The following is a 25,674-nucleotide window of genomic DNA, read 5'->3' as shown; positions in this document are numbered from 1 at the left end:
TCGATGTTGGTGCGCACTGTAACCAAGATTGTCGCGGGTGCGCACGTGCTGTAAATGCAAAGTCACTGGGGAATTATGCACGGTACTGGAACCCTGCCTGTCGGACGTGTCCGCGATGGCGCCTTGGATCTGCTCAAGTGGCTGGCGCTGTTGAGCATGGTGCTCGACCACTTGCGCTATGTCGGTTTGAGCCTGGACGGCCTGTATGTGCCGGGACGCTTGGCGTTCCCGTGGTTTTGCCTGGCGATTGCGGCGAACCTGCATCGGATCCGGGGTGCTCCCGTAACGGGCCAGTGGCGTTACATGGGGCGGCTGTTGTTGTTCAGCGTGATCAGCGAAGTGCCCTACCGCTTGTTTATCGACGATGCCGATACGTTGAACGTATTGCCCACGTTGGTTCTGGGCCTGCTGGTAGCCCGAGGATGGCAGCAGAAGGCGCTTTTTGATCGAGGATTGGCGCTGATTGCCATCACGGTTGCCGCTGTGTTCTCCACGCAACTGATGTTCGGTTTCTTTGGTGTCTTGCTGCCGCTGGCCATGCTGTTGGTGTTCAGTCGCCCATGGTATTTCAGCGTGTTGCCGGGTTTGGTCTGTGTCGCCGCCAACCAATGGCAGATCCTGCTCAACAGCGGCACGCCAGTGGCGACATTGGGATTGGTTGCGTGCCTGATCGCGCCATTGGCTGGGTTGCTCTTGTTGCGACACGCTAGGCACGTGTCGGCGCCGGCCATGCGGCGCTGGGCGTATGCACTTTATCCCGCGCATTTCTTACTGCTGCTACTCCTTCGAAAGATCATCACATAGCTCCTGTGGGAGCGAGCAAGCCCGCTCTCACATTTGTTTTGTGTCGCTCACTAATGTCGTAAACGCACCTTTGCGTGGCGTCCGTAGGCATTTGACCTGTCTGCGCCAGCCCTACCATCGCATCAAAGGGCCCTGCACGGGCCTCAACAATACGAAAGGCTGGGAGAGACGCGATGTTCAGCAAACAAGACCAGATCCAGGGATATGACGATGCACTGCTGGCGGCCATGAATGCCGAGGAGCAGCGCCAGGAAGATCATATCGAGCTGATCGCGTCAGAGAACTACACCAGCAAACGTGTGATGGAAGCCCAAGGCAGCGGCCTCACCAACAAATACGCCGAAGGCTACCCGGGCAAGCGCTATTACGGTGGTTGCGAGCACGTGGACAAAGTCGAGGCCCTGGCCATCGAGCGCGCCAAGCAGCTGTTCGGTGCCGATTACGCCAACGTGCAGCCGCACTCCGGCTCGTCCGCCAACAGCGCGGTGTACCTGGCCCTGCTGCAAGCCGGCGACACTATCCTGGGCATGAGCCTGGCCCACGGCGGTCACCTGACCCACGGCGCCAAAGTGTCGTCCTCGGGCAAGCTGTACAACGCGGTGCAATACGGCATCAACACCGACACCGGCCTGATCGACTACGACGAAGTCGAGCGCCTGGCCGTTGAGCACAAGCCGAAAATGGTCGTGGCCGGTTTCTCTGCCTACTCCAAGACTCTGGATTTCCCACGCTTCCGTCAGATCGCGGACAAAGTGGGCGCACTGCTGTTCGTCGACATGGCCCACGTCGCCGGCCTGGTCGCCGCCGGCCTGTACCCGAACCCGCTGCCGTACGCCGACGTGGTCACCACCACCACCCACAAGACCCTGCGCGGTCCACGGGGCGGTCTGATCCTGGCCAAGTCCAACGAAGAAATCGAAAAGAAACTCAACGCCGCCGTATTCCCTGGTGCCCAGGGCGGCCCGCTGATGCACGTCATCGCCGGCAAGGCCGTGTGCTTCAAGGAAGCGCTGGAGCCAGGTTTCAAGGCCTATCAGCAACAAGTGATCGACAACGCCCAGGCCATGGCCGATGTGTTTATCAAGCGTGGTTACGATGTCGTGTCCGGCGGCACCGACAACCACCTGTTCCTGGTCAGCCTGATCCGTCAGGGCCTCACCGGTAAAGAGGCGGACGCCGCCTTGGGGCGCGCCCACATCACCGTCAACAAGAACGCTGTGCCGAATGACCCGCAGTCGCCGTTCGTGACCTCGGGCCTGCGCATCGGCACCCCGGCGGTGACCACGCGTGGTTTCAAAGTGCCGCAGTGCATTGAACTGGCCGGCTGGATCTGCGACATCCTCGACAACCTCGGCGACGCCGACGTCGAGGCCAATGTGGCCAAGCACGTGTCTGCCCTGTGCGCTGATTTCCCGGTTTATCGCTGAGCGCGGTTTTGGAGTAATGACTATGCAACGCTACTCGGGCTTCGGCCTCTTCAAGCACTCACTCAGCCACCACGAAAACTGGCAGAAGATGTGGCGCACGCCGACCCCTAAAAAGGTCTACGACGTGGTCATCGTCGGCGGCGGCGGGCATGGTCTGGCGACCGCCTACTACCTGGCCAAGGAGCACGGCATCACCAACGTGGCCGTGGTCGAGAAGGGCTGGCTGGGCGGCGGTAACACCGCGCGCAACACCACCATCGTACGTTCCAACTACCTGTGGGACGAGTCGGCCCACCTCTACGAGCACGCGATGAAACTGTGGGAAGGCCTGTCCCAGGACCTGAACTACAACGTGATGTTCTCCCAGCGTGGCGTCTACAACCTGTGCCACACCCTGCAGGACATCCGTGATTCCGAGCGTCGCGTCAGCGCCAACCGCCTCAACGGCGTGGACGGCGAATTGCTCAATGCCAAGCAAGTTGCAGACGAGATCCCGTACCTCGACTGCTCGAAAAACACTCGCTATCCGGTACTCGGCGCCACTGTGCAACGTCGCGGCGGCGTGGCCCGTCACGATGCCGTGGCCTGGGGCTTTGCCCGCGCCGCTGACGCACTCGGGGTGGACTTGATCCAGCAGACCGAAGTGATCGGTTTTCGAAAGGAAAACGGTGTGTGCATCGGTGTGGAAACCAACAAGGGCTTTATCGGCGCCAAGCGTGTTGGCGTGGTGACTGCCGGTAACTCCGGGCATATGGCCTCGCTCGCCGGGTTCCGCCTGCCGATCGAATCCCACCCGCTGCAAGCGCTGGTGTCTGAGCCGATCAAGCCGATCATCGACAGCGTGATCATGTCCAACGCCGTACACGGCTACATCAGCCAGTCCGACAAGGGCGACCTGGTGATCGGCGCCGGTATCGATGGCTACAACGGCTACGGCCAGCGTGGTTCGTACCCGGTGATCGAGCACACCATCCAGGCCATCGTCGAGATGTTCCCGGTGCTTTCCCGCGTGCGCATGAACCGTCAGTGGGGCGGCATTGTCGACACCACGCCGGATGCGTGCCCGATCATCTCCAAGACCCCGGTGCCGAACATGTTCTTCAACTGCGGTTGGGGCACCGGTGGCTTCAAGGCCACGCCGGGCTCAGGCAACGTGTTTGCCGCGAGCCTCGCCAAGGGTGAAATGCACCCATTGGCCGCGCCATTCTCCATCGACCGGTTCCACAACGGTGCGTTGATCGACGAACACGGCGCTGCGGCCGTCGCCCACTAACAGGAGAAATTCCCTATGTTGCATATCTTCTGTCCTCACTGTGGCGAACTGCGCTCCGAAGAGGAATTCCACGCGTCCGGCCAAGCGCACATCCCGCGCCCGCTGGACCCGAATGCCTGCACCGATGAAGAGTGGGGCGACTACATGTTCTTCCGCGACAACCCCCGTGGCCTGCACCACGAACTGTGGATTCACGCCGCCGGCTGCCGCCAGTACTTCAACGCGACCCGCGACACCCTGACCTACGAAATTCTTGAAACCTACAAGATCGGTGAGAAGCCACAATTCACCGCCAAGGCCTCTGGAGAGAAGGTATGAGCCAGACCAATCGCCTGTCCAACGGTGGCCGGATCGACCGTAATAAAGTCCTGACGTTTACCTTTAACGGCCAGAGCTACAAAGGCTTTGAAGGCGACACACTGGCCGCAGCCCTGCTGGCCAACGGCGTCGACATCATTGGCCGCAGCTTCAAGTACTCGCGCCCTCGCGGCATCTTCGCTGCGGGCGCCGAAGAGCCGAACGCGGTGCTGCAGATCGGCGCCACCGAAGCCACTCAGATTCCCAACGTGCGTGCCACGCAACAGGCGCTGTACCAAGGCCTGGTCGCCACTAGCACCAACGGCTGGCCGAACGTCAACAACGACGTGATGGGCATTCTCGGCAAGGTCGGCGGCAAGCTGATGCCGCCGGGGTTCTACTACAAAACCTTCATGTACCCGCAATCGTTCTGGATGACCTACGAGAAGTACATTCGTAAGGCCGCGGGTCTTGGCCGCTCGCCAACCGAGAACGATCCGGACACCTACGACAACTTCAACCGTCATTGCGACGTGCTGGTGGTGGGTGCCGGCCCTGCCGGTTTGGCGGCTGCACTGGCGGCTGCACGCAGCGGTGCGCGTGTGATCATTGCCGATGAGCAGGAAGAGTTCGGCGGTTCACTGCTGGACTCGCGTGAAAGCCTCGACGGCAAGCCGGCGGCTGAATGGGTTGCCAGTGTCATTGCCGAGTTGAAAGCCCTGCCGGACGTGGTGCTGCTGCCCCGCGCCACCGTCAATGGCTACCACGACCATAACTTCCTGACCATCCATGAACGCCTCACCGATCACCTCGGTGACCGTGCGCCGATTGGTGTGGTGCGCCAGCGTATCCACCGTGTGCGCGCCAAGCGTGTGGTGTTGGCGACCGGTGCGTGCGAGCGTCCGCTGGTCTACGGCAACAACGATGTGCCGGGCAACATGCTGGCCGGTGCAGTCTCCACCTACGTGCGTCGCTATGGCGTGGCGCCGGGCAAGAAGCTGGTGTTGTCGACCAACAACGACCACGCCTACCGCGTTGCCCTGGATTGGCTCGATGCCGGCCTGCAAGTGGTGGCGGTGGCCGATGTACGCCACAACCCACGCGGTGCGCTGGTTGAAGAAGCTCGCGCCAAGGGCATTCGTATCCTCACCGGCAGCGCCGTGATCGAAGCCCGTGGCAGCAAACACGTCACTGCCGCTCGCGTGGCCGCGATTGATGTGAAGGCGCATAAAGTCACCAGCCCCGGCGAATGGCTGGACTGCGACCTGGTCGCCAGCTCCGGCGGCTATAGCCCAGTCGTTCACTTGGCCTCGCACCTGGGCGGCAAGCCGACCTGGCGTGAAGACATCCTCGGTTTCGTACCGGGTGAAGCCCCGCAGAAACGCGTGTGCGTGGGTGGTGTCAACGGCGTCTACGGCCTTGGCGATTCCCTGGCGGACGGTTTTGAAGGCGGCGTGCGCGCGGCCAGCGAAGCCGGTTTTGCCCCAGTGGAAGGCACCTTGCCGAAAGCCCTGAGCCGCTTGGAAGAGCCGACGCTGGCTGTTTACCAAGTACCGCATGACAAGCCAACTGCACGGGCGCCGAAGCAATTCGTCGACCTGCAGAACGACGTGACCGCCGCCGCCATCGAATTGGCGACCCGCGAAGGGTTCGAGTCGGTCGAGCACGTCAAGCGCTACACCGCGCTGGGCTTCGGCACCGACCAGGGCAAGCTGGGCAATGTCAACGGCCTGGCCATTGCCGCCCGTTCGTTGAACGTGACCATCCCGCAGATGGGCACCACCATGTTCCGCCCGAACTACACGCCGGTGACCTTCGGCGCGATTGCGGGCCGTCACGTTGGGCACATCTTCGAACCGGTGCGCTACACCGCGCTGCAAGCCTGGCACGTCAAGAATGGCGCCGAGTTTGAAGACGTTGGCCAGTGGAAGCGCCCATGGTACTTCCCGCGCAACGGTGAAGACCTGCACGCCGCCGTCAAACGCGAATGCCTGGCCGTGCGCGACAGCGTCGGCCTGCTGGACGCCTCCACCCTCGGCAAGATCGACATCCAGGGCCCGGACGCGCGTGAGTTCCTCAACCGCATCTACACCAACGCCTGGACCAAGCTCGACGTGGGCAAGGCGCGCTACGGTCTGATGTGCAAGGAAGACGGCATGGTCTTCGACGACGGCGTCACAGCCTGTCTCGCCGACAACCACTTCCTGATGACCACCACCACCGGCGGCGCCGCCCGCGTGCTGCAGTGGTTGGAAATCTACCAACAGACCGAATGGCCAGACCTCAAGGTGTATTTCACCTCGGTCACCGACCACTGGGCGACCATGACCCTGTCCGGCCCCAACAGCCGCAAGCTGCTGGCGGAAGTCACCGACATCGACCTGGACAAGGACGGCTTCCCGTTCATGACCTGGAAAGAAGGGTTGGTCGGCGGTGTACCGGCTCGGGTGTTCCGGATTTCGTTTACCGGTGAGCTGTCGTACGAAGTCAACGTGCAGGCCGACTACGCCATGGGCGTACTGGAAAAAATCGTCGACGCCGGCAAGAAGTACAACCTGACCCCGTACGGCACCGAGACCATGCACGTGTTGCGGGCCGAGAAGGGCTTCATCATCGTCGGCCAGGACACTGACGGTTCGATGACCCCGGACGACCTCAACATGGGCTGGTGTGTCGGGCGTACCAAGCCGTTCTCGTGGATCGGCTGGCGCGGCATGAACCGTGAAGACTGCGTGCGCGAAGAGCGCAAGCAACTGGTGGGCTTGAAGCCGATCGATCCGAATGTGTGGCTGCCGGAAGGCGCGCAGCTGGTGTTCGATCCGAAGCAGACGATCCCGATGAAGATGGTCGGTCACGTCACCTCAAGTTATGCGCACAACTCCTTGGGCTATTCGTTTGCCATGGGCGTGGTGAAGGGCGGCTTGAAGCGCATCGGCGAGCGGGTGTTCTCACCGCAGGCGGATGGCAGCGTGATCGAGGCGGAGATTGTTTCTTCGGTGTTCTTCGACCCGAAAGGCGACCGCCAGAACATCTGATAGACCGAGTCGCCGCCTTCGCGAGCAAGCCAGTAGCTTCACCACAGCATTCAGACAGGTGCTTTATGACAGCAGCCAACGTATACCAACAACGCCCCACCTCCGGCGCCAAGGCCGAGTCGTCGCTGCACCATGCCGACCTCGCCAGCCTGGTCGGCAAAGGCCGCAAGAACGCCGGCGTGACCGTGCGTGAAAAGAAACTCCTCGGCCACCTGACCATCCGTGGCGATGGTCATGACGCGGCGTTCGCCGCCGGCGTGCATAAGGCCCTGGGCATAGAGTTGCCCGGTGCTTTGCAGGTGATCGTCAAAGGCGACACCAGCCTGCAATGGCTCGGCCCGGATGAGTGGTTGCTGATCGTGCCAAGCGGTGAAGAATTCGCCGCCGAGCAAAACCTGCGTGCCGCCCTGGGCGACCTGCATATCCAGATCGTCAACGTCAGCGGCGGTCAGCAGATCCTCGAACTCAGCGGCCCGAATGTGCGTGATGTGCTGATGAAGTCCACCAGCTACGACGTGCACCCCAACAACTTCCCGGTGGGCAAGGCGGTGGGCACGGTGTTCGCCAAGTCGCAGCTGGTGATCCGTCACACGGCTGAAGACACTTGGGAACTGCTGATTCGCCGCAGCTTCTCGGATTACTGGTGGTTGTGGTTGCAGGATGCGTCTGCCGAGTTTGGCCTGAGCGTTCAAGCCTGAGGAATGACCCATGAGCCGCGCACCCGATACATGGATTTTGACCGCCGACTGCCCCAGCGTGCTCGGCACGGTGGACGCGGTCACCCGCTACCTGTTCGAAGAGGGTTGCTACGTTACTGAGCACCACTCGTTCGATGACCGGCTTTCGGGTCGGTTCTTCATCCGCGTGGAGTTTCGCCAGCCCGATGGTTTTGACGAACAGGCCTTCCGTGATGGCCTGGCCACCCGTGGTGAAGCCTTCGGCATGATCTTCGAGCTGACGGCGCCGAATTACCGGCCAAAAGTGGTGATCATGGTCTCCAAGGCCGATCACTGCCTGAACGATCTGCTGTATCGCCAGCGCATCGGCCAACTGTCGATGGATGTGGTTGCGGTGGTATCCAACCACCCCGATCTGAAGCCTTTGGCCGACTGGCACCAGATCCCCTACTACCATTTCCCCCTCGACCCCAACGACAAGCCATCCCAGGAGCGTCAGGTATGGCAGGTGGTGGAAGACACCGGCGCCGAGCTGGTGATCCTTGCGCGCTACATGCAAGTGTTGTCACCGGAGCTGTGCCGCAAGCTGGATGGCAAGGCCATCAACATTCACCACTCGTTGCTGCCGGGCTTCAAGGGCGCCAAGCCGTATCACCAGGCGTACAACAAGGGGGTGAAGTTGGTTGGCGCCACGGCGCATTACATCAACAACGACCTGGACGAAGGTCCGATCATCGCCCAGGGCGTGGAGGTGGTGGATCACAGCCACTATCCCGAGGATTTGATTGCCAAGGGGCGGGATATTGAAGGGCTCACATTGGCTCGAGCTGTGGGTTATCACATTGAAAGACGTGTGTTCTTGAACGCTAACAGGACGGTCGTTCTGTAGTGGCAATTTGCAAGCTTCAAGCCGCAGGAAAAAGCGGCACTGCACACTTCTTGCGGCTTGTAGCTGGCCGCTTGAAGCTCACTCCACTCTCTTAACAACGATAAATATAGAGGTGACTGACATGTCTGGTAATCGTGGTGTCGTGTATCTCGGCAACGGCAAGGTCGAAGTACAGAAAATCGACTATCCCAAAATGCAGGACCCCCGTGGCAGGAAGATTGAGCACGGCGTTATCCTGCGCGTGGTCTCCACCAATATCTGCGGCTCTGACCAACACATGGTGCGTGGCCGCACCACTGCCCAGACCGGCCTGGTGCTCGGTCATGAAATTACCGGTGAAGTGATCGAGAAGGGCAGCGACGTCGAGAACCTGAAAATCGGCGACCTGGTTTCCGTACCCTTCAACGTAGCCTGCGGCCGCTGCCGTTCCTGCAAAGAGCAACACACCGGCGTATGCCTGACCGTCAACCCGGCTCGCGCCGGTGGCGCCTACGGCTATGTTGACATGGGCGACTGGACCGGCGGCCAAGCCGAGTATGTGCTGGTGCCGTACGCCGACTTCAACCTGCTCAAACTGCCGGACCGCGACAAGGCCATGGAAAAAATCCGTGACCTGACCTGCCTCTCCGACATCCTGCCAACCGGTTACCACGGCGCCGTTACTGCTGGTGTCGGTCCGGGTAGCACCGTGTACATCGCGGGCGCAGGCCCGGTGGGTCTGGCCGCTGCCGCTTCAGCACGCCTGTTGGGCGCGGCGGTGGTGATCATCGGCGACGTCAACCCGATCCGCCTCGCCCACGCCAAGGCCCAGGGTTTCGAAGTGGCCGACCTGTCCACCGACACCCCGCTGCACGAACAAATCGCCGCGTTGCTAGGCGAGCCGGAAGTGGATTGCGCCGTCGACGCCGTTGGTTTCGAAGCGCGTGGCCACGGTCATGAAGGCGTGAAAGCCGAAGCCCCGGCCACGGTGCTCAACTCGCTGATGGGCGTGGTGCGCGTAGCGGGCAAGATTGGTATTCCAGGCTTGTACGTCACCGAAGACCCGGGTGCTGTGGATGCCGCGGCAAAAATGGGCAGCCTGAGCATTCGCTTCGGTTTGGGCTGGGCCAAATCCCACAGCTTCCACACCGGCCAGACCCCGGTGATGAAGTACAACCGCGCGCTGATGCAGGCGATCATGTGGGACCGTATCAACATTGCCGAGATCGTCGGCGTGCAGGTGATCAGCCTGGATGATGCGCCACGTGGTTATGGCGAATTCGATGCGGGTGTGCCGAAGAAGTTTGTGATTGATCCGCATAAGTTGTTTAGTGCGGCGTAAGGCGCGAAGTTAAAACGGCGACCCTCGGGTCGCCGTTTTCATGGGAGGCTCTTACTGTACAAATAGCCTGCCTGGGTCGGTGATCGTCAGTTGAGGGTAAACGAACATTTGGAAATGTCGGAATCTTTGCAGGAGTTCCCATTCCATTGTGTGCCTGGCGCTGGCGCCCAGTTTTCGACAGGTTTCAGTGCGACTCTGACGCCTGCATCGCCTGGCCCCTCATAACTGCAAATGACCGCTTTGGTTTCGCTTTTGTAGTAGGCATCTGTAAATTTTGAGTCGTCCAAGTAGTTGGATTGCCCTTGAGGATTTTCACCTGTCCAGGTGAGCCCGCTGGGCCCCGTTGCCGAGTAAGAATAGCCTCCGCCCGACATTTCAGTTTGCGTGATGGTTGAAATGGGAGGGCAAGTTGCGGTGGCCGCGTAGGCATTTCCCATCAGGGCAAGCATCGCAAAAGCTCCAGCAGTCAGTGCAATCTTCATGATTCAAATCCTTCTGGTATCAGTGAATAGTGGAGTAGGGATAGTGGTGTATCGTGCCTGGGCTCGCTACTGTCAGAAATGACAGTGCTTTAGATTGATTCTTTATAAAAATCATTTTTTTATTTCGAGATACGCTCACGGTTGCCCTGTGTATTTAAAGTCATTGATGGACTCTGATCGTGCAATCGGATTCCTGGAACGGCCCGGAACAATGCGCGGGATACCCAGTCAAACGCCTGCTTTCACCCCTACACCCAGAGGTTGTTTCGATGAAGATTTCACGCGGTTTCGCCCTTTCCTGCCTCATGACTCTGGCAGCAGGCCCGGTGTTCGCCGCAGGGTTCAGCCTTGGCGACGCGGCCAATGCCATTTCCGGCATGCAGGGTGGCAACAACAAGGCTGCCGCTGCTGCACCGTCTTCCGAGACGGCCGGTTTGCTGAGCGCTCTGACCTCCCAGCTGAACATTACCCCCGAACAAGCCGTCGGCGGCACGGGCGCCATGCTGGGCCTGGCCAAGAACAAACTGAGCGGCAACGACTATTCGCAGCTGGGCAATAGCGTGCCGGGGCTCGACCAGCTGTCGGGCAACAATGCGTTGGGTAGCCTCGGGGCCTTGAGCGGGATGCTCGGCCAGACCGGCGGCAGCAAGACCAGCGGCCTGGACGGCCTGCTGGGTAACGTGAAGAACACCAACGACCTGAACACCGCCTTCAGCGCCTTGGGCATGGACAGCGGGATGGTCGGCCAGTTTGCCCCGGTGATTTTGCAATATATGGAAGGGCAGGGGGCAAGCACTTCTATTGTGAGCAAACTGGGTAGCATTTGGGGAATTTGATGGTTGAGGCAACGGGGCACCGACGATACAAAATATAACATGTGCTCGTGGACCCTCAGCGTGACTTCTGCCACATAAGATCATCGCCCACAAGTCGCTCAAGCTTGGTGAGTGATACACACATCTTTTATTGGAGGTTTCCATGTCGACTCAGAACATTCTCACCCATTTCCCTGTGTATCAACCGTTGATGACGCAGCAATTGAAAGACGCCGCGAAGAATTATCCAAGTTCCTCTGATCCTAACGCCATGTTGAAACGTGCAAACGATGAATATATAGATCTTTTCCTAAAACCCACGCCTAAGACTTCATGAGAATACTGATTTTTTGATCCTTCTCCCTCCAGAGCTGATTCACCCAGTTCTGGAGGGTCTGGCGAAACACCGGATCGTTTTCGTAATCCCCTTGCCATAACGCGGGGTCCAGCTCGCGGGTACGGATATCAATGATCACCTTCGGTACAGAACCGCTGATCAAATCCCAGAACCCCGGAATCTTCTGCTGCGGATAGACCACCGTTACGTCGAGTACCGCATCCAACTGCTCACCCATCGCCGCCAGCACGAACGCCACGCCGCCCGCCTTGGGCTTGAGCAAGCGGGTGAAGGGTGAACCCTGCTGCTTGCGCTTGGCTTCGTTGAACCGTGTGCCTTCCAGATAATTGACGACCGTCACCGGTTGGCGCTTGAACAGCTCGCAGGCTTGCTTGGTGATCTTTAAATCCTGCCCCGCGAGTTCCGGGTGCTTGGCCAGGAAGGCCTTGGTGTAGCGCTTCATGAAGGGGTAATCCAGCGCCCACCAGGCCAGGCCCAGGAAGGGCACCCAGATCAGCTCTTTTTTCAGGAAGAATTTGAAGAACGGTGTACGGCGGTTAAGGGCCTGGATCAGCGCCGGGATATCCACCCAGGATTGGTGGTTGCTGATCACAAGGTAGGACGTGTCACCGCGCAAATCGTCGCCGCCGCGAATATCCCATTGGGTTGGGATGCACAGCGCGAAAATCAGCTTGTCGATCTCGGCCCAGGTCTCGGCGATCCACATCACCGCCCACGACATGTAGTCACGATAACGGCCGGGGGCCATCAGCTTGAGCAGGGCAAACACCATCAAAGGTCCGATGAGGACCAGGGTGTTGAGCAACAGCAGCAATGAGACAAAACAGCCGGTGAGCAGGCGGCGCATAAGTAACTCTTGAAATACTGTGGGCGGGCCATGATAAGCAACGTGAGTCGAGAGGCCAAATCCCAATTCGCCGGACGAATGTTTCACAATGTGCCGGTTATGCTGGGGTGAGCTAACTAAGTGCTGCCGTTGCGGTCTAGAATCCGCCTACTTCTTTCCGAGGAAATCACGTCGTGAAACTGCTATTTGCCTCGCTCGCCCTGGTCGCCTTGCCTGTCATGGCCGCCGAACCGACCCTGTACGGTCGCTACGAATACATCCAGTTGCCGGAGATCGGCGAAACCTTCAAGGCCAAGATGGACACCGGCGCACTGACGGCTTCGCTGTCGGCGCGTGACATCGAAACCTTCACCCGTGATGGCGACGACTGGGTGCGCTTCCGCCTCGGCGGCAAGGATGCGTCCAACAAAGTCTACGAACACAAAGTCTCGCGCATCAGCAAGATCAAGAGCCGCGCCGACGAAGACGACGACAAGGACGAACCCTCCGTGGCAAAACGTCCGGTGGTCGACCTTGAAATGTGCCTGGGCAACGTCAAGCGCACTGTCGAGGTCAACCTCACTGACCGCAGCAGCTTCAACTACCCGTTGCTGATCGGCGCCAAGGCTCTGCGCGAATTCGGCGCTGCGGTAAACCCGGCCCGTCGTTACACTGCCGACAAACCGGACTGCTGACGGACACCATGGCGCATATCCTGATTGTCGAAGACGAAGCGGCGATTGCCGACACGCTGATCTTCGCCCTGCAGGGCGATGGCTTCACCACCACCTGGCTGACACTCGGGCAGGCGGCGCTGGAGCATCAGCGCCAGACGCCGGCCGATCTGATCATCCTCGACATCGGCCTGCCCGATATCACGGGCTTTGAAACCTGCAAGCAACTGCGCCGGTTCAGCGAAGTGCCGGTGATGTTCCTCAGTGCGCGCGATGGCGAGATTGACCGCGTGGTGGGCCTGGAGATCGGTGCCGACGATTATGTGGTCAAGCCGTTCAGCCCACGGGAAGTGACGGCGCGGGTCAGGGCGATCCTTAAACGCATTGGCCCTGGCGCGGCGCCGGCGGTGTTCCAGGTTGATCTGGAGCGCATGCAGATTGCTTATCGCGGCCAGCCGTTGAGCCTCACGCGCCATGAATTCCGGCTGCTGCAAAGCTTGCTGGAACAACCCGAGCGTGTGTTCAGCCGCGAGCAATTGCTGGATGCCGTCGGCGTGGCGGCGGATGCCGGCTACGAGCGCAATATCGACAGCCATATCAAAAGCCTGCGTAGCAAATTGCGCAGCGTGGCCTTTGACGCCGAGCCGATCCAGACCCATCGCGGCCTCGGTTACAGCTACAGCCCGAGCAACAGCTGATGCGCCTGGGGCTGCGGATTTTCCTGGTGTATGCGCTGTTTATCGGCCTGACCGGCTACTTTGTGCTCAGCACCGTAATGAAGGAAATCCGCCCCGGCGTGCGCCAGTCCACCGAGGAAACCTTGGTGGACACCGCCAACCTGCTGGCCGAAATCCTGCGCGACGACGTGAAGAACGGCACCCTCGGCCAAAGCCACTGGCCAGAGTTGCTCAAGGCGTATGGCAATCGCCAGCCGGGTGCGACGATCTGGGGCTTGCCGAAGAACCAGGTCAACCACCGGATCTACGTCACCGACGCCAAGGGCACCGTGCTGCTCGACTCCACGGGCGAAGCGGTGGGGCAGGACTATTCCAAGTGGAACGACGTGTACCTGACCCTGCGCGGCGAGTACGGCGCGCGTTCCACTCGCAGCGAGCTGGATGACCCGACGTCGTCGGTGATGCATGTGGGCGCGCCGATCCGTGACAACGGCCAGATCATCGGCGTGGTCACCGTGGCCAAGCCCAACAGTTCATTGCAGCCTTACATCGACCGCACCGAGCGTCGCCTGCTGTGGTACGGCGCTGGCCTGGTGATTCTGGGCCTGCTGTTGGGCGCGCTGCTGTCGTGGTGGCTGAGCGTTGCACTGCGCCGTTTGACCGTCTACGCCGAAGCTGTCAGCGAGGGGCGGCGGGCCGAGTTGCCCCACTACCGTGGCGGTGAACTCAAGCAACTGTCCACCGCCGTGGAGCACATGCGCACGCAGTTGGAAGGCAAGGCCTACGTCGAGCACTACGTGCATACGCTGACCCACGAATTGAAAAGCCCCCTGGCTGCGATTCGCGGCGCGGCGGAGTTGTTGCAGGGGGACATGACTCGCGAGCAACAGCAGCGCTTCGTCGGCAACATCGACAGTGAAAGCGCGCGCTTGCAGCAGCTGATCGAGCGCCTGTTGAACCTGGCGCAAGTCGAGCAACGCCAAGGCCTGGAAGAGCAGGCGAGTATCCCGCTGGCGGCTATGGTCGATGAGGTGCTCAAGGCGCAATGCGCGCGGATCGAAGGCGCCGGGTTGCAGGTCGAACAGACCATTGCGGCAGATGTGAGGGTGTACGGCGAACCCTTCCTGTTGCGTCAGGCCCTGGGCAACTTGTTGGATAACGCCCTGGATTTCACACCGTCCGGCGGCCTGTTGAGGTTCAGTGCCCAGACGCGACACAACGATGTGCAAGTGAGCGTGTTCAACCAGGCCGCGCCGATTCCCGACTATGCCCTGCCGCGCCTGAGCGAACGTTTCTACTCGCTGCCGCGCCCGGCCAGCGGGCGCAAAAGCACTGGCCTGGGCCTCAACTTTGTCGAGGAGGTGATGAAGCTGCACGGCGGCGCGTTGCAGATCGGCAATGTCGACGGCGGCGTACGGGTGGTGCTGCATCTCCACACAGTCTCCACATTGCCCACATAAATCCCCCACACAGGCTGCCCAGACTCTCCCCATCAAAACAGGGAGAGACCCATGAACCGCAGCCTGCTTTTCAAACTTGGCGCGATTGCGCTGCTGATTTTGCTGTTGCTGATTCCGTTGCTGATGATCAATGGCATCATCGCCGACCGTCAGTTCACTCGTGACAACGTACTGGAAGACATCGCCCGCAGCTCCAGTCACAGCCAGCGCCTCACTGGTCCGGTGATGGTGGTGCCGTATCGCAAGACCGTGCGCGAGTGGAAGCTCAATGAGAAGCTTAACGAGCGCTACGAGGAGATCAGTGAAGTGCGCGGTCGTCTGTATTTTCTGCCGGAGCATTTTGCGCTCGACGGTCAGGTGCAGACCGAACTGCGTGCCCGGGGCATTTACCAGGCGCGGCTGTTCCACGCTGACAACCGCATCAGCGGGCGGTTTGTGCTACCGGAACAATTGGGCCTAAAGGACAACTTTGCCGATTACCGTTTTGAATCGGCGTTTCTGGCGGTGGGCATCAGCGATATTCGCGGCATCGAAAATGTGCTGAAACTTGAACTGGGTAGCCAGCGCCTAGAGTTCTCGCCGGGCACTCAAGTCGGTTGGCTGGGGGAGGGCGTGCATGTAGCGCTGCCGGAACTGGACAGCAAAAAGCCAGCCACGTTGGATTTCGCCTTCGACCTGCGTCTGCAAGGCACTGAGCAACTGCAGGTAGTGCCCGTGGGCAAGACAAGTCAAGTGTCACTTGCCTCTAATTGGCCGCACCCGAGCTTCGTCGGTAACTTCCTGCCATCCCAACGAAATGTGACCGACAAGGGTTTCAGCGCCGATTGGCAGACCACGTTTTTCTCCACCAACCTGGAAGAAATCATGCGCGGCTGCGTGTGGGACCAGGTGTGTGACAATTTCAACAACCGCAGCTTCGGCGTGAACTTCATCGACCCGGTGGACCAGTACCTCAAGAGCGACCGTGCGATCAAATACGCCCTGCTGTTCATCGCCCTGACCTTTGCCGGCTTCTTCCTGTTCGAAGTACTCAAGAACTTGGCAGTGCATCCGGTGCAGTACGCGCTGGTGGGCTTTGCGCTGGCGTTCTTCTACCTGCTGTTGTTGTCGTTGTCAGAACACATAGGCTTCGCCATGGCCTACCTCATCTCCGCCAGTGCCTGCGTGTTGTTGATTGGGTTTTACGTGTGCCATGTGCTGCGCAGTGTGGCTCACGGCCTGGGCTTTTCGGCGGGGTTGGCGGCGCTGTATGGCTTGTTGTACGGGCTGTTGAGTGCCGAGGATTACGCGTTGTTGATGGGCTCGTTGTTGCTGTTCGGCCTATTGGGCACGGTGATGGTGCTGACGCGTAAGTTGGATTGGTATGGCGTGGGCAAGCGTAAGGCGGTTGAGCCACTGCAGTTTGACCTGGAGGCCGTGCAATGATCGGGTTGCGGGAGGATCAGCAAATGAAGGCGAGGTTGGTCAACTTCCTCAACAATGCCACCGCTATCGCCTGTGGGAGCGAGCTTGCTCGCGAAGGCGGTGGGTCAGTTGATGAATCCGTTACTGATAGACCGCATTCGCGGGCAAGCCCGCTACCACAGGGGATCGCGGTGGGTGTTAGACCGGTGGTTGTGTTTCCTGCATTGAAGGCCTTTGGCTGACTTCAGCGTACCAGGCCGCAAGCTGCGGGTTATCCAGGCGCCATTGCATATCCGGATGACGGAAGTCGAGGTAACCCAAGGCGCAGGCTACGCTGATCGCGGCAATGTCGAAGTGACTGGTCAGCTCGGCGATGGCGTCCGCTTCCAGTTCAGAGAGGCTGCGGCGGATCTTGTTGCGCTGCCCATCGAGCCACTGATCCCAATGCTTTTCGGCTGGGCGCAGGGCGGTTTCGTAGCGCACCAACACGGCGGCATCCATGATGCCGTCGGCCATTGATGCCAGGGTCAGGCGGCGCCAGCGAGCCGAGCCGTCGCGGGGGATCAGCGGGGTGCCGACATGCTGGTGGTCGAAGTAATCGAGGATCACTCGGCTGTCATGCAATACCGTGCCATCGGCCAAGCGCAGGGCCGGGATCTTGCCGACGGGGTTGCCTTGCACCACCTGAGCATCCGGATTGACCGGGGTCGGCATGCAGCCATGCAGCCATGCAGCGCTACGCGGTCCTGCTGGCCGGTTTCAGCCAGCAGTACGCGCACCTTACGAACGAAGGGTGAAGCGGGGTTGTGGAACAAGATCATGCTGGGAGCGGACATGGGCATTCCTCAAGAAAGGGCCGGGCTAATCTATCTCACCGCTTGAGCAAGGCCCAAGTGCCAATTACGGCCGGTATGCCTAATCCCACCCAACTCAGCGAATCCCACAGTCCGTCCCCAAGCAACGCGGCAAACAACCCGGCGGCGCTGAGCAGGCCAATCCCCAGCGGGATACCAAACACCTTCCAGAAGTTCGACTGACGCGGCCTCATGCCTTGGCCGCCTTGCGCCGCACCATCCACAAGTAAATCCCACTGACCAGCACGATGATGGTCAGCACATCCAGTGCTGCCCACAGAATCTTCATCGGCATGCCGCCGTAGTCACCGAAGTGCAGCGGCTGGGACATGCCCATGGCGTCCATGTACCACGGCCGTTCGGCGATGGCGGTGACGGCCAGGGTGCTGGCGTCGATCAGCACGGGTGTGAGCAGATGCGAGGTCAGGTGGGTGCTGCCCTTCATGAATACGGCGTAATGGTGCTCGCTGGAAAAGCGCGTGCCGGGAAAGGCGATGAAATCCGGCTCCATGCCGGGGGCGGCTTTAGCGGCGATGGTCAGCAAGTCGGTGGCCGGTGCGCGCTGGGTCAGCGGCGGGGCGTTTTGGTAGGGTTCGATCATGGCGCTGAGGCTGTCCTGGCGCCAGGCGGCGATGATCAGGTCGGCGCAGGCGCTGATCACGCCGGTCACGCCCACCACCAGTGCCCAGGTCAGGGTGACCACGCCGATGAGGTTATGCAGATCGAGCCAGCGCAGGCGGGTGGATTTGTCCTGGCGCACCGTGGCGAAGTTCAATCGGCGCATGAACGGCAGGTACAGCACCGTGCCCGAGATGATCGCCATCACAAACAGAATGCCCATGAACGCCAGCAACAACTTGCCCGGCAGGCCGGCGAACATGTCCACATGCAGGCGCAGCAGGAACAGGGTGAACCCACCGTTGGCCGCCGGAGTCTCCACCGCTTCACCCGTGCGCGCATCGAGCATGAAAGTGTGGGATGAGTTGGGTTCGGTGCCGGCGGTAGCGGCCATGATCGCGATCACGCCGTTCTTGTTGTCCTCGTCCCAGGCTAGGTACTGCAGAGCTTCGCCGGGGCGATGGGCCTGAGCCTTGGCCACCAGTTGCTCAAGGTTCAGTTGCGGCGTGTCGGCGGGCATTTGCCCCAGTTCGGGCTCGTTGCCCAACAAGTGATCGATCTCATGGTGGAACACCAGCGGCAGGCCGGTGAGGGCGAGCAGCAGCAGGAATACCGTGCAGATCAGACTGGTCCAGGTGTGGATGAAGGACCAGCGGCGGATGGTTTTGCTTTTCATTTTTTAACCTTCAGACACACCAAAGCCGCCCTCTGGGGCGGCCTGGCGGTTAACTCAGCCGATTACCACTGGTAGGTGGCGCTGGCGACGACGCTGCGTTGGTCGCCGAAGTAGCAGTAGTTGCCATCACAGGTAGACAGGTAGTCCTTGTTAAACAGGTTGGTGGCGTTCAACTTGACCGAAGCACCTTTGAGGCTGTTGTCCAGGCGGCCCAGGTCATAATGCACCGAGCCGTCGAACACGGTATAGGCGTTGGCTTTGCCCAGCCAGGTGTTGGCCTGGTCTCCGTAGGTATTGCCGGTGTAGCGAGCGCCGAAGCCTATACCGAAGCCATCGAGCGGGCCGGTGTGCCAGGTGTAGTCGGTCCACAACGAGGCTTGCTGGTTGGGCATCAGCGTCAGGCGGTTGCCTTTGTAGATGCCTTTTTGCACCTCGGATTTGGCCAAGGTGTAAGCGGCGATGACCTTGAGGTTCTCGGTCACGTCAGACACGGCTTCCAGCTCCAGGCCCTTGACCTTCACTTCGCCGGTCTGGCTGTTGATTTGCTCACCACCTGCGCCGAGCGTCGTTACTTGCACGTTCTTCTGGGTCAGGTCGTACACCGCTGCGCTCAGCAAGGTATTGGAGCCGGGCGGCTGATACTTGACCCCCATCTCCCATTGCTGGCCTTCCGTCGGTTTGAACGTCTTGGTGGCAGTGGTATCGGCGTTGCTCGCCGGCTGGAAGGATTCGGCGTAGGACAAGTATGGTACGAAGCCCGAATCGAACACATAGCTCAGCGCCGCGTTGCCACTGAAGTGCTTGATGCGGTCGGTGTTGGTCGCGTCGCTGTCGTTGAAGTAGGTGGTGCCCTGATGCACCCAATCTTCACGTCCGCCCAGGGTCAGGCGCCATTTGTCCAAGGCCATCTGGTCCTGTACGTAGAGGCCGGTTTGCACGGTTTTCTGGTTGTAGTCATAGAAAGGGCGGACGCCGGTTGGTCGTAGCGTCGGCGTGGTGTTGACCGGGTTGAAGATGTTGATATTTGACGCTGTACCGTAAATCGCACGGTAGGACGTGTCAGTACGTTGGTGATCCAGACCCAGCAGCAGGGTGTGGATAACGTCGCCCGTGGCGAAGTCAGCCTGGAAATTGTTATCCACCGCGAACTGGCCAATGCTCTCGTTGACGTTGGTGGTCGAGCGGGTTATATCGCCCGCCGCATTCGCCGGGGAGAATGCATAAGAGCCAACCGTCAACTGTCGGAAGTCCAGCTCTGACTTGGTGTAGCGCAGGTTCTGCTTGAACTGCCAGGTGTCGTTGAAACGGTGTTCGAATGCATAGCCCAGCGCGTAGTAGGTGCGATCGTAGAACTCGTAGTCCGGGTCGCCCAGGTTCTTGTGGTGGGAAATGTCGCCCAGCGGCGATTTAATCTTGGTGCCTTGGATCGGCATGAACTGGCTGGTAGTACCCGTATCGTCACGCGTGAACTGCGACAGAAAGGTCAGCTTGGTATCCGGATCGATGTTCCACGTCAGGCTCGGCGCAATGTTGTAGCGCTTGTTGTCGATGTGGTCGACCTGGGTGCCGGCATCGCGCACCACGCCGCTGAGGCCGTAGAGGAACTGGCCTTCATCGTCGATTTTGCCGGTGCTGGCGAAGTTGATCTGGCGGTAGTTGTCGCTGCCGTATTGCACTTGGATAGCGTTGCTCGATTCCTCGCTGGGACGGCGGCTGACCATATCCAACAGGCCACCCGGCGGGGTCTGGCCGTACACCGACGAGGCCGGACCGCGCAGCAGGGCGAGGCGGTCGAGGTTCCAGGTCTCGGCCTTCGGGTTGGCGTACACGCCGCGTGGCAGCGGCAGGCCGTCGAGGAACTGGGTGGGCTCGAAACCGCGTACACGCATCCAGTCGTAGCGGGTGTCGCTGCCGTAGCTGGCGGACACGATGCCCGGCATGTATTTCACGGCGTCATCCAGGTTCTGCACGTTGCGATCCTGCATCTGCTCGCGGGTGGCGACAGAGATCGAACGCGGCGCCTCGACCAGTGCGGTGTCGGTCTTGGTGCCGGCGGCGGTGCGGCTGGCGAGGTAGCCTTGCACCGGGCCCCAGGCACTTTCCACGTCGGCGTCCTGGCCGGTGATGTTGGTGACTGGCAGCGCCATCACGCCCTGCGGAATCGCCACCAGGGTGTAAGTCCCCGCCGTGCTTTGCTCCAGCTGCAGCCCCGTGCCACGCAACGCCTCACGCAGCGCACCTGGCGCGTCGAACTGGCCCTGGACCGGCGCCGAGGTCTTGCCCGCGGCGAGCGCTGGGGTGAGGGCCAGCGCCAGGCCGCCCTGGCTGGCGATCTGGTTAAGGGTAGTGGCCAATGGTGCCGCCGGCAGATTGTAGGCGCGCACGCTGGAGGCGCGCACGCTGGAGGCCTGTTCGGCGGCGATCAGCGAGGTGCAGGCCAGCGGGGCGCTGAGGGCAATGGCCATGGCTAACAGGCTGGGGCGCAACAAGGTGTCTAGCATGCGGGACATAGGGCGGCTCCTGAATGGAAATATTTCGCAATTGCCTAGGTGCCGAACGAGAATCGAAAAGTGATAGGGCAGGATGAAAATATTTTTCCCTGGGGCGTTAAGGTGTTCTTGCGGGCCTCTTCGCGGGCAAGCCCGGCTCCCACATTCGACCGTGTTTTTTCAGGTAAAACGCGGTCAAGGGTGGGAGCTGGCTTGCCTGCGAAAGCGATAGCCAAGGCACCGCCAATCTAAGGCCTGCTCTTAACCGTCACCCACCACGGCGTGTGCTGCTCGATCTGCACCGGCAGGGTCGGCAGCAGCGCGTTGAGCGCCAAGGTAGTGTCATGCAGCGGGAAGCTACCGGTGACGCGCAGATCGGCCACGTTTTTATCCACGCTCAGGTAACCGGTGCGATAGCGGCTCAATTCCTTGATCACATCGCCCAGGCGGGCGTTGTCCACCACCAGCATGCCGCGCGTCCAGGCGTCGGTGGTCGGGGTTACGGCAAGCAGCGGGCCGAGGCCGTCGCTGCGCATCAGCACTTGCTGGCCTTCCTTGAAGATTTGCTCCTGATGCAGCGCCTCTGGTTGGGCGGCCACCGCCGATTGCAGCACGCTCAAGCGCGTGGCGTCGTCTTCGCGCTTGACGATAAACCGCGTGCCCAGCGCCCGCAGGCTGCCGTCGCGGGTTTGCACATAGAATGGGCGCGCATCGTTGTGGCCGGTCTCGACCAGAATCTCGCCTTCCTGCAACACGATCAGCCGGCGTTTTTCATCAAAACGCACGTCGAGGGCGCTGTGGGTGTTGAGGTTGATCAGCGTACCGTCCGCCAGTTTCAGCGTGCGCTGCTCGCCGGTGGCGGTGCGTTGGTCGGCCAGCCAATAGTGGAACGGCACATAGCGTTCACCGGCAAACAGCGCCAGGCCAATGACCACGGCGATACTCGCCAGTCCACTGCCCAGCTTGCGCACACGCTGGCGAATGCCTTCACGCGATTGCAGCAATGCTGCCCGCGCCGGGCCCGAGGCCACGCTGAAACGCTGGTCGAGCATGCCCAACTGACGCCAGGCGCGGGCGTGCTCTTCATCGCTGGCCAGCCATTTATCGAACTCTTCACGCTCGATCGCGCTGCCGTCACCCGAATCGAGGGACAGCTGCCAGGCGATCGCCGCGTCCAGCACCCGGGTCGACACCGGTTTGGAACGGTTCACCGTCACTGCGGCTCGCCATACAGCGCGACGTAGCACTGGCGAATGCCCTGGGCCAGGTACTGGCGCACGCGGGGCACCGACACGCCGAGGCGCTGGGCGATATCTGCGTGGCCCATGCCGTCGAGGCGGTTATAAAGGAAAGCGGCGCGGGCCTTGCTCGACAGCTTGCCGAGCAGGCGGTCGATGGCCTTGAGGTCTTCGATGATCAGTTGCTGTTCTTCCGGCGACGGATGTTCGCTTTCCGGGATCAGCATCAGTTCGGTGAGGTAGGCCTGTTCCAGAGCTGCGCGACGGAAGTAATCGAACAGCAGGCCTTTGGCGATCGCGATCAGAAATGCACGGGGTTCTCGGGGGGCGCGCAACTCGTCACGGCCCAGCAGGCGCATGAAGGTGTCCTGGCTCAGGTCTTCGGCGCGGCTTGGACAGGCGACGTTGCGTCGGAGCCAGGCCAGCAGCCAGCCACGATGGTCGCGATACAACGCGCCAACAAGCTCACTGTGTGGGTTCTGGATCGACGACAAGGCATCACCAAGTAAACAGGATGTTTAAAATAACGAGAATTATTCGCGATTGTGTCAGAGCCGTAAGGTGTGTGCAATTAGCGTCTGTCGGGAGATGACATTAAAACGATGGCGCGTGTTTACGCCGTTTCCATTGGCTCAAACGCTCCTGCAACGCCTGCGGTGTGTCGATGTGCTGCTGGCGCGCGCGGTTGAACAGGATCAGCATCAGCTCCGCCGTGGCCAGGGCATCGGCGCTGGCGTGATGGCGTTCACCTACGTGCAAATGGAAATAGTTGATCCAGTCGTCTAGCCCGGCTTCGCGGATATGTGCCTCGGGGCACAGCAGCGGGGCGATGTCGGCAACATCGAGAAACGGATGCGTTAGGCGATAACCCAGGCTGTCTCTAAGCGCCCGGCACAACATGTGTTGGTCGAACGGTGCATGAAAGGCCAGCAATGGGCTGTCGCCGACAAACGTCATGAAGTCCAGTAGCGCTTCCACCGGATCGCTGCCGGCGGCAATCGCACTGGGCCCGAGTCCGTGGATCAACACGCTGGGGCTGAGTTTGGTTTCAGCCCGTTGCAGTGTGCGTTCGAACAGTTGTGAGAAATCAACCGCCCCATCCTCGATCACCACCGCGCCGATGGACAGCACCTGGTCACGATTGAGGTTGAGGCCGCTGGTTTCCAGGTCCAGCACCACCCAACGCTGGTTGCGCAGGGGGTCGTTGCCCAGTGGCGTGGGTGCGCGCAGTTGCGCCAGGCGCTGTTGCTGCGCGCTGTCGAGCCCCGGCTTTTTCTTACGCAGCCAATTGAACAAGCTCACAGCTGATACCGCAATGTCAGGCTGCTTTGCAGGCGTTGGGCCTGGCGCAGGGATTCACGCAGGATGCGCCGGTCCAGATGGTTGAGGCGCTCGGGGTCGACACGGTTGGAGTACGGCTGGTTCTCGCGGGTTTGCAGTTGGTGCTGTTGCATGCGGGTCTGCTGGATAAAGTGGTAGGCCTCTTCATACGCAGCGCCGTCCAGGGGCTCAATGACCTCCTTGACCACCAGTTGGCGCAACCGCTCCAGGGTATTGTTGGCGTGGATGCCATTAGCCAGGGCCAGCAGGCGTGCGCCATCCACAAACGGTGTCAGGCCTTGCACCTTGAGATCCAGCGTGGCTTTTTCGCTGCCTTTGCGCGTCAGTACAAACTCTCGAAAACGTCCCACCGGTGGCCGCTGGCGCAACGCGTTTTCGGCCAGCATGCGTTGGAACAGTCGGTTGTCCGCGACCTGATCCAGGATGCCTTGGCGCAATTGCTCGCAGCCACGTTCATCGCCCCACACCACACGCAGATCGAAATAGATGCTGGAACCCAGCAGATTCTCCGGCGTCGCCTCGCGGATAAACGCCGCAAACCGCCGTGCCCATTCCGCCCGCGACAAGCACAGCTCCGGGTTGCCGGCCATGATGTTGCCTTTGCACAGGCTGAACCCGCACAGGGCAAGACTCTGATTGATCTGCTGCGCCAGCGGCAATAACCGGCCTCGGATCTCTGCGGCTTCGGCCGCGTCCTTGGCGTCAAACAGAATGCCGTTGTCCTGGTCGGTGTACAGCGTCTGCTCGCGGCGGCCTTCGCTGCCAAAACACAACCAACTGAACGACACGCCGGGGTCGCCTTTTTCGGCCAGGGTCAGCTCGATGACCCGGCACACGGTGTGATCGTTGAGCAGCGTAATGATGTGGGTGATCTGGGTGGACGAGGCGCCATGGGCCAGCATCCGTTCGACCAACTGGCCAATTTCGCCGCGAATCGCCACTAGATTGTCCACGCGCGGTGCATTGCGGATGGTGCGCGCCAGGTGCACCAGGTCCACCCGTTGCAGGGAAAACAGGTCGCGCTCGGACACCACGCCGCACAGGCGCTGGTCCTTGACCAGGCACACATGGGCAATATGCCGTTCGGTCATCGCGATAGCCGCGTCGAAGGCGCTGTGGTCGGGGGTCAGGAAAAAGGGCGCCTGGGTCATATGCCCTTCGATGCCCTGGCTGAAATCGCTGGTGCCATCGGCCACCACTTGGCGTAGGTCGCGCAGGGTGAAAATCCCCAGGGGCGCTTTGTGCTCATCGACGATTACGATGCTGCCCACCTGTTGTTCATGCATCAGTGTGACGGCTTCGCGCAGCGGCGTGGCTGGGCTGCAAGTCACCGGATGGCGCATGGCCAATTCGCCGAGACGCGTGTTCAGGGAATATTGAGTGCCGAGGGTTTCCACGGCTTTTTGTTGTACCTGCTGGTTCACCTGATCCAACAGGCTACTGACGCCACGCAGGGCAAAATCGCGAAACGGGCCGGACAGCGCGAACAGCTTGATGAACGCCGGCTTGTTCAGTTGCAGGCAGAAGGTATCTTCGGCGGCCTTGTGTTCGGTGCGGGTCGCCCGTTCGCCCAGCAGCGCAGCGAGGGGGAAGCATTCGCCCGTAGTGATTTCAAAGGTGGTCTCGGCACTGTCAGGCCGCTCGCCCACGACGCGTCCCTGCTTGACGATATAAAAGTGTTCCACCGGCCCGCCCGACGGTTTGAGAATGCTGTCGCCGGGGCCATAGAAGCGTAACTGGCACTGTTCCACCAAAAACGCCAGGTGAGCGTTTTCCATCTGATTGAATGGCGGGAAGCGTTGCAGGAACTGCAGGGTGCCGTGGATATTTTGCAACACAGCAGTTTTCCCCGCCTGGGCGAAGGCATCAGCTTTACTCATAACAATGACCGCATTTTTTTGTCGTTATCGTCCCTCATGGTCGACTCCTGCACAGCGGGTGCCCATTGGACGTAAGTCTAGGTCGATACAAAGGGCGCACACCTAGGGAAAAACCTTACACGACTATCGTGCAAAACCCGTAGAACGCCCACTAGGCAA

22 protein-coding genes and 1 pseudogene are annotated in these 25,674 nt (G+C 60.6%); 13 read left to right on the top strand and 10 right to left on the bottom strand.

Features of this window, described 5'->3' with window-relative positions; all coding sequences use genetic code 11:
* Window positions 1–75 precede the first annotated feature (75 nt).
* The 8 genes from LVW35_RS26360 to fdhA all read left to right on the top strand — a co-directional run bounded on the left by LVW35_RS26360 (window position 76) and on the right by fdhA (window position 9,723).
* A complete protein-coding gene (locus LVW35_RS26360) occupies window positions 76–804 on the top strand; it encodes a TraX family protein (RefSeq protein WP_233896551.1) in 729 nt (242 codons plus the stop codon).
* A gap of 173 nt (window positions 805–977) precedes the next feature.
* Complete coding sequence (gene glyA, locus LVW35_RS26355) at window positions 978–2,231, top strand: serine hydroxymethyltransferase (RefSeq protein ID WP_010207085.1); 1,254 nt, start codon at window positions 978–980, stop codon at window positions 2,229–2,231.
* Window positions 2,232–2,253: 22 nt separating this feature from the next.
* A complete protein-coding gene (locus LVW35_RS26350) occupies window positions 2,254–3,504 on the top strand; it encodes a sarcosine oxidase subunit beta (protein WP_010207084.1) in 1,251 nt (416 codons plus the stop codon).
* A 15-nt stretch (window positions 3,505–3,519) separates the two neighbouring features.
* The gene (locus LVW35_RS26345) at window positions 3,520–3,822 is read left to right on the top strand and encodes a sarcosine oxidase subunit delta (RefSeq protein WP_010207083.1); all 303 of its coding nucleotides are present in this window, start codon (window positions 3,520–3,522) and stop codon (window positions 3,820–3,822) included.
* Window positions 3,819–6,836: a sarcosine oxidase subunit alpha gene (locus LVW35_RS26340; RefSeq protein WP_233892662.1), complete on the top strand. Its 3,018-nt coding sequence runs from the start codon at window positions 3,819–3,821 to the stop codon at window positions 6,834–6,836. Before LVW35_RS26345 ends, LVW35_RS26340 begins: the two co-directional genes overlap by 4 nt.
* A 65-nt stretch (window positions 6,837–6,901) precedes the next feature.
* The gene (locus tag LVW35_RS26335) at window positions 6,902–7,534 is read left to right on the top strand and encodes a sarcosine oxidase subunit gamma (protein WP_233892661.1); all 633 of its coding nucleotides are present in this window, start codon (window positions 6,902–6,904) and stop codon (window positions 7,532–7,534) included.
* A 10-nt stretch (window positions 7,535–7,544) separates the two neighbouring features.
* On the top strand, window positions 7,545–8,402 hold the full coding sequence (gene purU / locus LVW35_RS26330) for a formyltetrahydrofolate deformylase (RefSeq protein WP_233892660.1): 858 nt from the start codon (window positions 7,545–7,547) through the stop codon (window positions 8,400–8,402).
* A gap of 121 nt (window positions 8,403–8,523) precedes the next feature.
* Complete coding sequence (fdhA, locus tag LVW35_RS26325) at window positions 8,524–9,723, top strand: formaldehyde dehydrogenase, glutathione-independent (RefSeq protein WP_016977809.1); 1,200 nt, start codon at window positions 8,524–8,526, stop codon at window positions 9,721–9,723.
* A gap of 86 nt (window positions 9,724–9,809) precedes the next feature.
* Here fdhA and LVW35_RS26320 read toward each other — a convergent pair whose 3' ends face one another.
* Window positions 9,810–10,205: a DUF3757 domain-containing protein gene (locus tag LVW35_RS26320; RefSeq protein ID WP_233892659.1), complete on the bottom strand. Its 396-nt coding sequence runs from the start codon at window positions 10,203–10,205 to the stop codon at window positions 9,810–9,812.
* Window positions 10,206–10,474: 269 nt separating this feature from the next.
* Here LVW35_RS26320 and LVW35_RS26315 point away from each other — a divergent pair, with 269 nt between their 5' ends.
* Window positions 10,475–11,041: a DUF2780 domain-containing protein gene (locus LVW35_RS26315; RefSeq protein WP_233892657.1), complete on the top strand. Its 567-nt coding sequence runs from the start codon at window positions 10,475–10,477 to the stop codon at window positions 11,039–11,041.
* A gap of 302 nt (window positions 11,042–11,343) precedes the next feature.
* Here the strand turns inward: LVW35_RS26315 and LVW35_RS26310 are convergent, their stop codons facing one another.
* Window positions 11,344–12,225 (bottom strand): acyltransferase, encoded by an 882-nt coding sequence (locus LVW35_RS26310; RefSeq protein WP_233892656.1) that lies wholly within the window; start codon window positions 12,223–12,225, stop codon window positions 11,344–11,346.
* Window positions 12,226–12,398: 173 nt separating this feature from the next.
* Between LVW35_RS26310 and rloA2 the strand changes: the two genes are divergently transcribed.
* The 4 genes from rloA2 to creD are packed head-to-tail and all read left to right on the top strand — an operon-like array spanning window position 12,399 to window position 16,440.
* A complete protein-coding gene (gene rloA2, locus LVW35_RS26305; RefSeq protein ID WP_233892655.1) occupies window positions 12,399–12,899 on the top strand; it encodes a retropepsin-like aspartic peptidase RloA2 in 501 nt (166 codons plus the stop codon).
* 8 nt (window positions 12,900–12,907) lie between these two features.
* Window positions 12,908–13,576 (top strand): two-component system response regulator CreB, encoded by a 669-nt coding sequence (gene creB / locus LVW35_RS26300; RefSeq protein WP_233892654.1) that lies wholly within the window; start codon window positions 12,908–12,910, stop codon window positions 13,574–13,576.
* Window positions 13,576–15,015, top strand: coding sequence for a two-component system sensor histidine kinase CreC (gene creC / locus LVW35_RS26295; protein ID WP_233892653.1), 1,440 nt, complete (start codon window positions 13,576–13,578; stop codon window positions 15,013–15,015). Before creB ends, creC begins: the two co-directional genes overlap by 1 nt.
* 51 nt (window positions 15,016–15,066) lie before the next feature.
* Complete coding sequence (creD, locus tag LVW35_RS26290) at window positions 15,067–16,440, top strand: cell envelope integrity protein CreD (protein WP_233892652.1); 1,374 nt, start codon at window positions 15,067–15,069, stop codon at window positions 16,438–16,440.
* Between the two features lie 177 nt (window positions 16,441–16,617).
* Here the strand turns inward: creD and LVW35_RS26285 are convergent.
* The 8 genes and pseudogenes from LVW35_RS26285 to LVW35_RS26250 form a co-directional block, all read right to left on the bottom strand.
* Window positions 16,618–17,255 (bottom strand): annotated as a pseudogene (locus tag LVW35_RS26285) (glutathione S-transferase family protein).
* A 35-nt stretch (window positions 17,256–17,290) separates the two neighbouring features.
* Window positions 17,291–17,467, bottom strand: a complete 177-nt coding sequence (locus LVW35_RS26280; protein ID WP_233892651.1) for a hypothetical protein — start codon at window positions 17,465–17,467, stop codon at window positions 17,291–17,293.
* Window positions 17,464–18,567: a PepSY-associated TM helix domain-containing protein gene (locus tag LVW35_RS26275; protein WP_233892650.1), complete on the bottom strand. Its 1,104-nt coding sequence runs from the start codon at window positions 18,565–18,567 to the stop codon at window positions 17,464–17,466. Before LVW35_RS26275 ends, LVW35_RS26280 begins: the two co-directional genes overlap by 4 nt.
* Window positions 18,568–18,629: 62 nt before the next feature.
* Window positions 18,630–21,077, bottom strand: a complete 2,448-nt coding sequence (locus LVW35_RS26270) for a TonB-dependent siderophore receptor (protein ID WP_233892649.1) — start codon at window positions 21,075–21,077, stop codon at window positions 18,630–18,632.
* A 227-nt stretch (window positions 21,078–21,304) separates the two neighbouring features.
* Complete coding sequence (locus tag LVW35_RS26265; protein ID WP_233892648.1) at window positions 21,305–22,273, bottom strand: FecR domain-containing protein; 969 nt, start codon at window positions 22,271–22,273, stop codon at window positions 21,305–21,307.
* Window positions 22,270–22,788, bottom strand: a complete 519-nt coding sequence (locus LVW35_RS26260; protein ID WP_233892647.1) for an RNA polymerase sigma factor — start codon at window positions 22,786–22,788, stop codon at window positions 22,270–22,272. The genes LVW35_RS26265 and LVW35_RS26260 overlap by 4 nt, the downstream gene beginning before the upstream one ends.
* 100 nt (window positions 22,789–22,888) lie before the next feature.
* On the bottom strand, window positions 22,889–23,596 hold the full coding sequence (locus LVW35_RS26255) for a 3'-5' exonuclease (RefSeq protein ID WP_233892646.1): 708 nt from the start codon (window positions 23,594–23,596) through the stop codon (window positions 22,889–22,891).
* Entirely contained in the window at window positions 23,593–25,515 is a 1,923-nt protein-coding gene (locus LVW35_RS26250; protein WP_233892645.1) for a putative nucleotidyltransferase substrate binding domain-containing protein, read from the bottom strand. Before LVW35_RS26250 ends, LVW35_RS26255 begins: the two co-directional genes overlap by 4 nt.
* Window positions 25,516–25,674 lie beyond the last annotated feature (159 nt).

Origin of the sequence: Pseudomonas sp. HN11, from assembly GCF_021390155.1 — a bacterium.
Taxonomy (GTDB): Bacteria; Pseudomonadota; Gammaproteobacteria; order Pseudomonadales; family Pseudomonadaceae; genus Aquipseudomonas.
The sequence above is the reverse complement of the archived record's forward strand: the minus strand, read 5'-3'. Positions and strand labels throughout refer to the sequence as shown.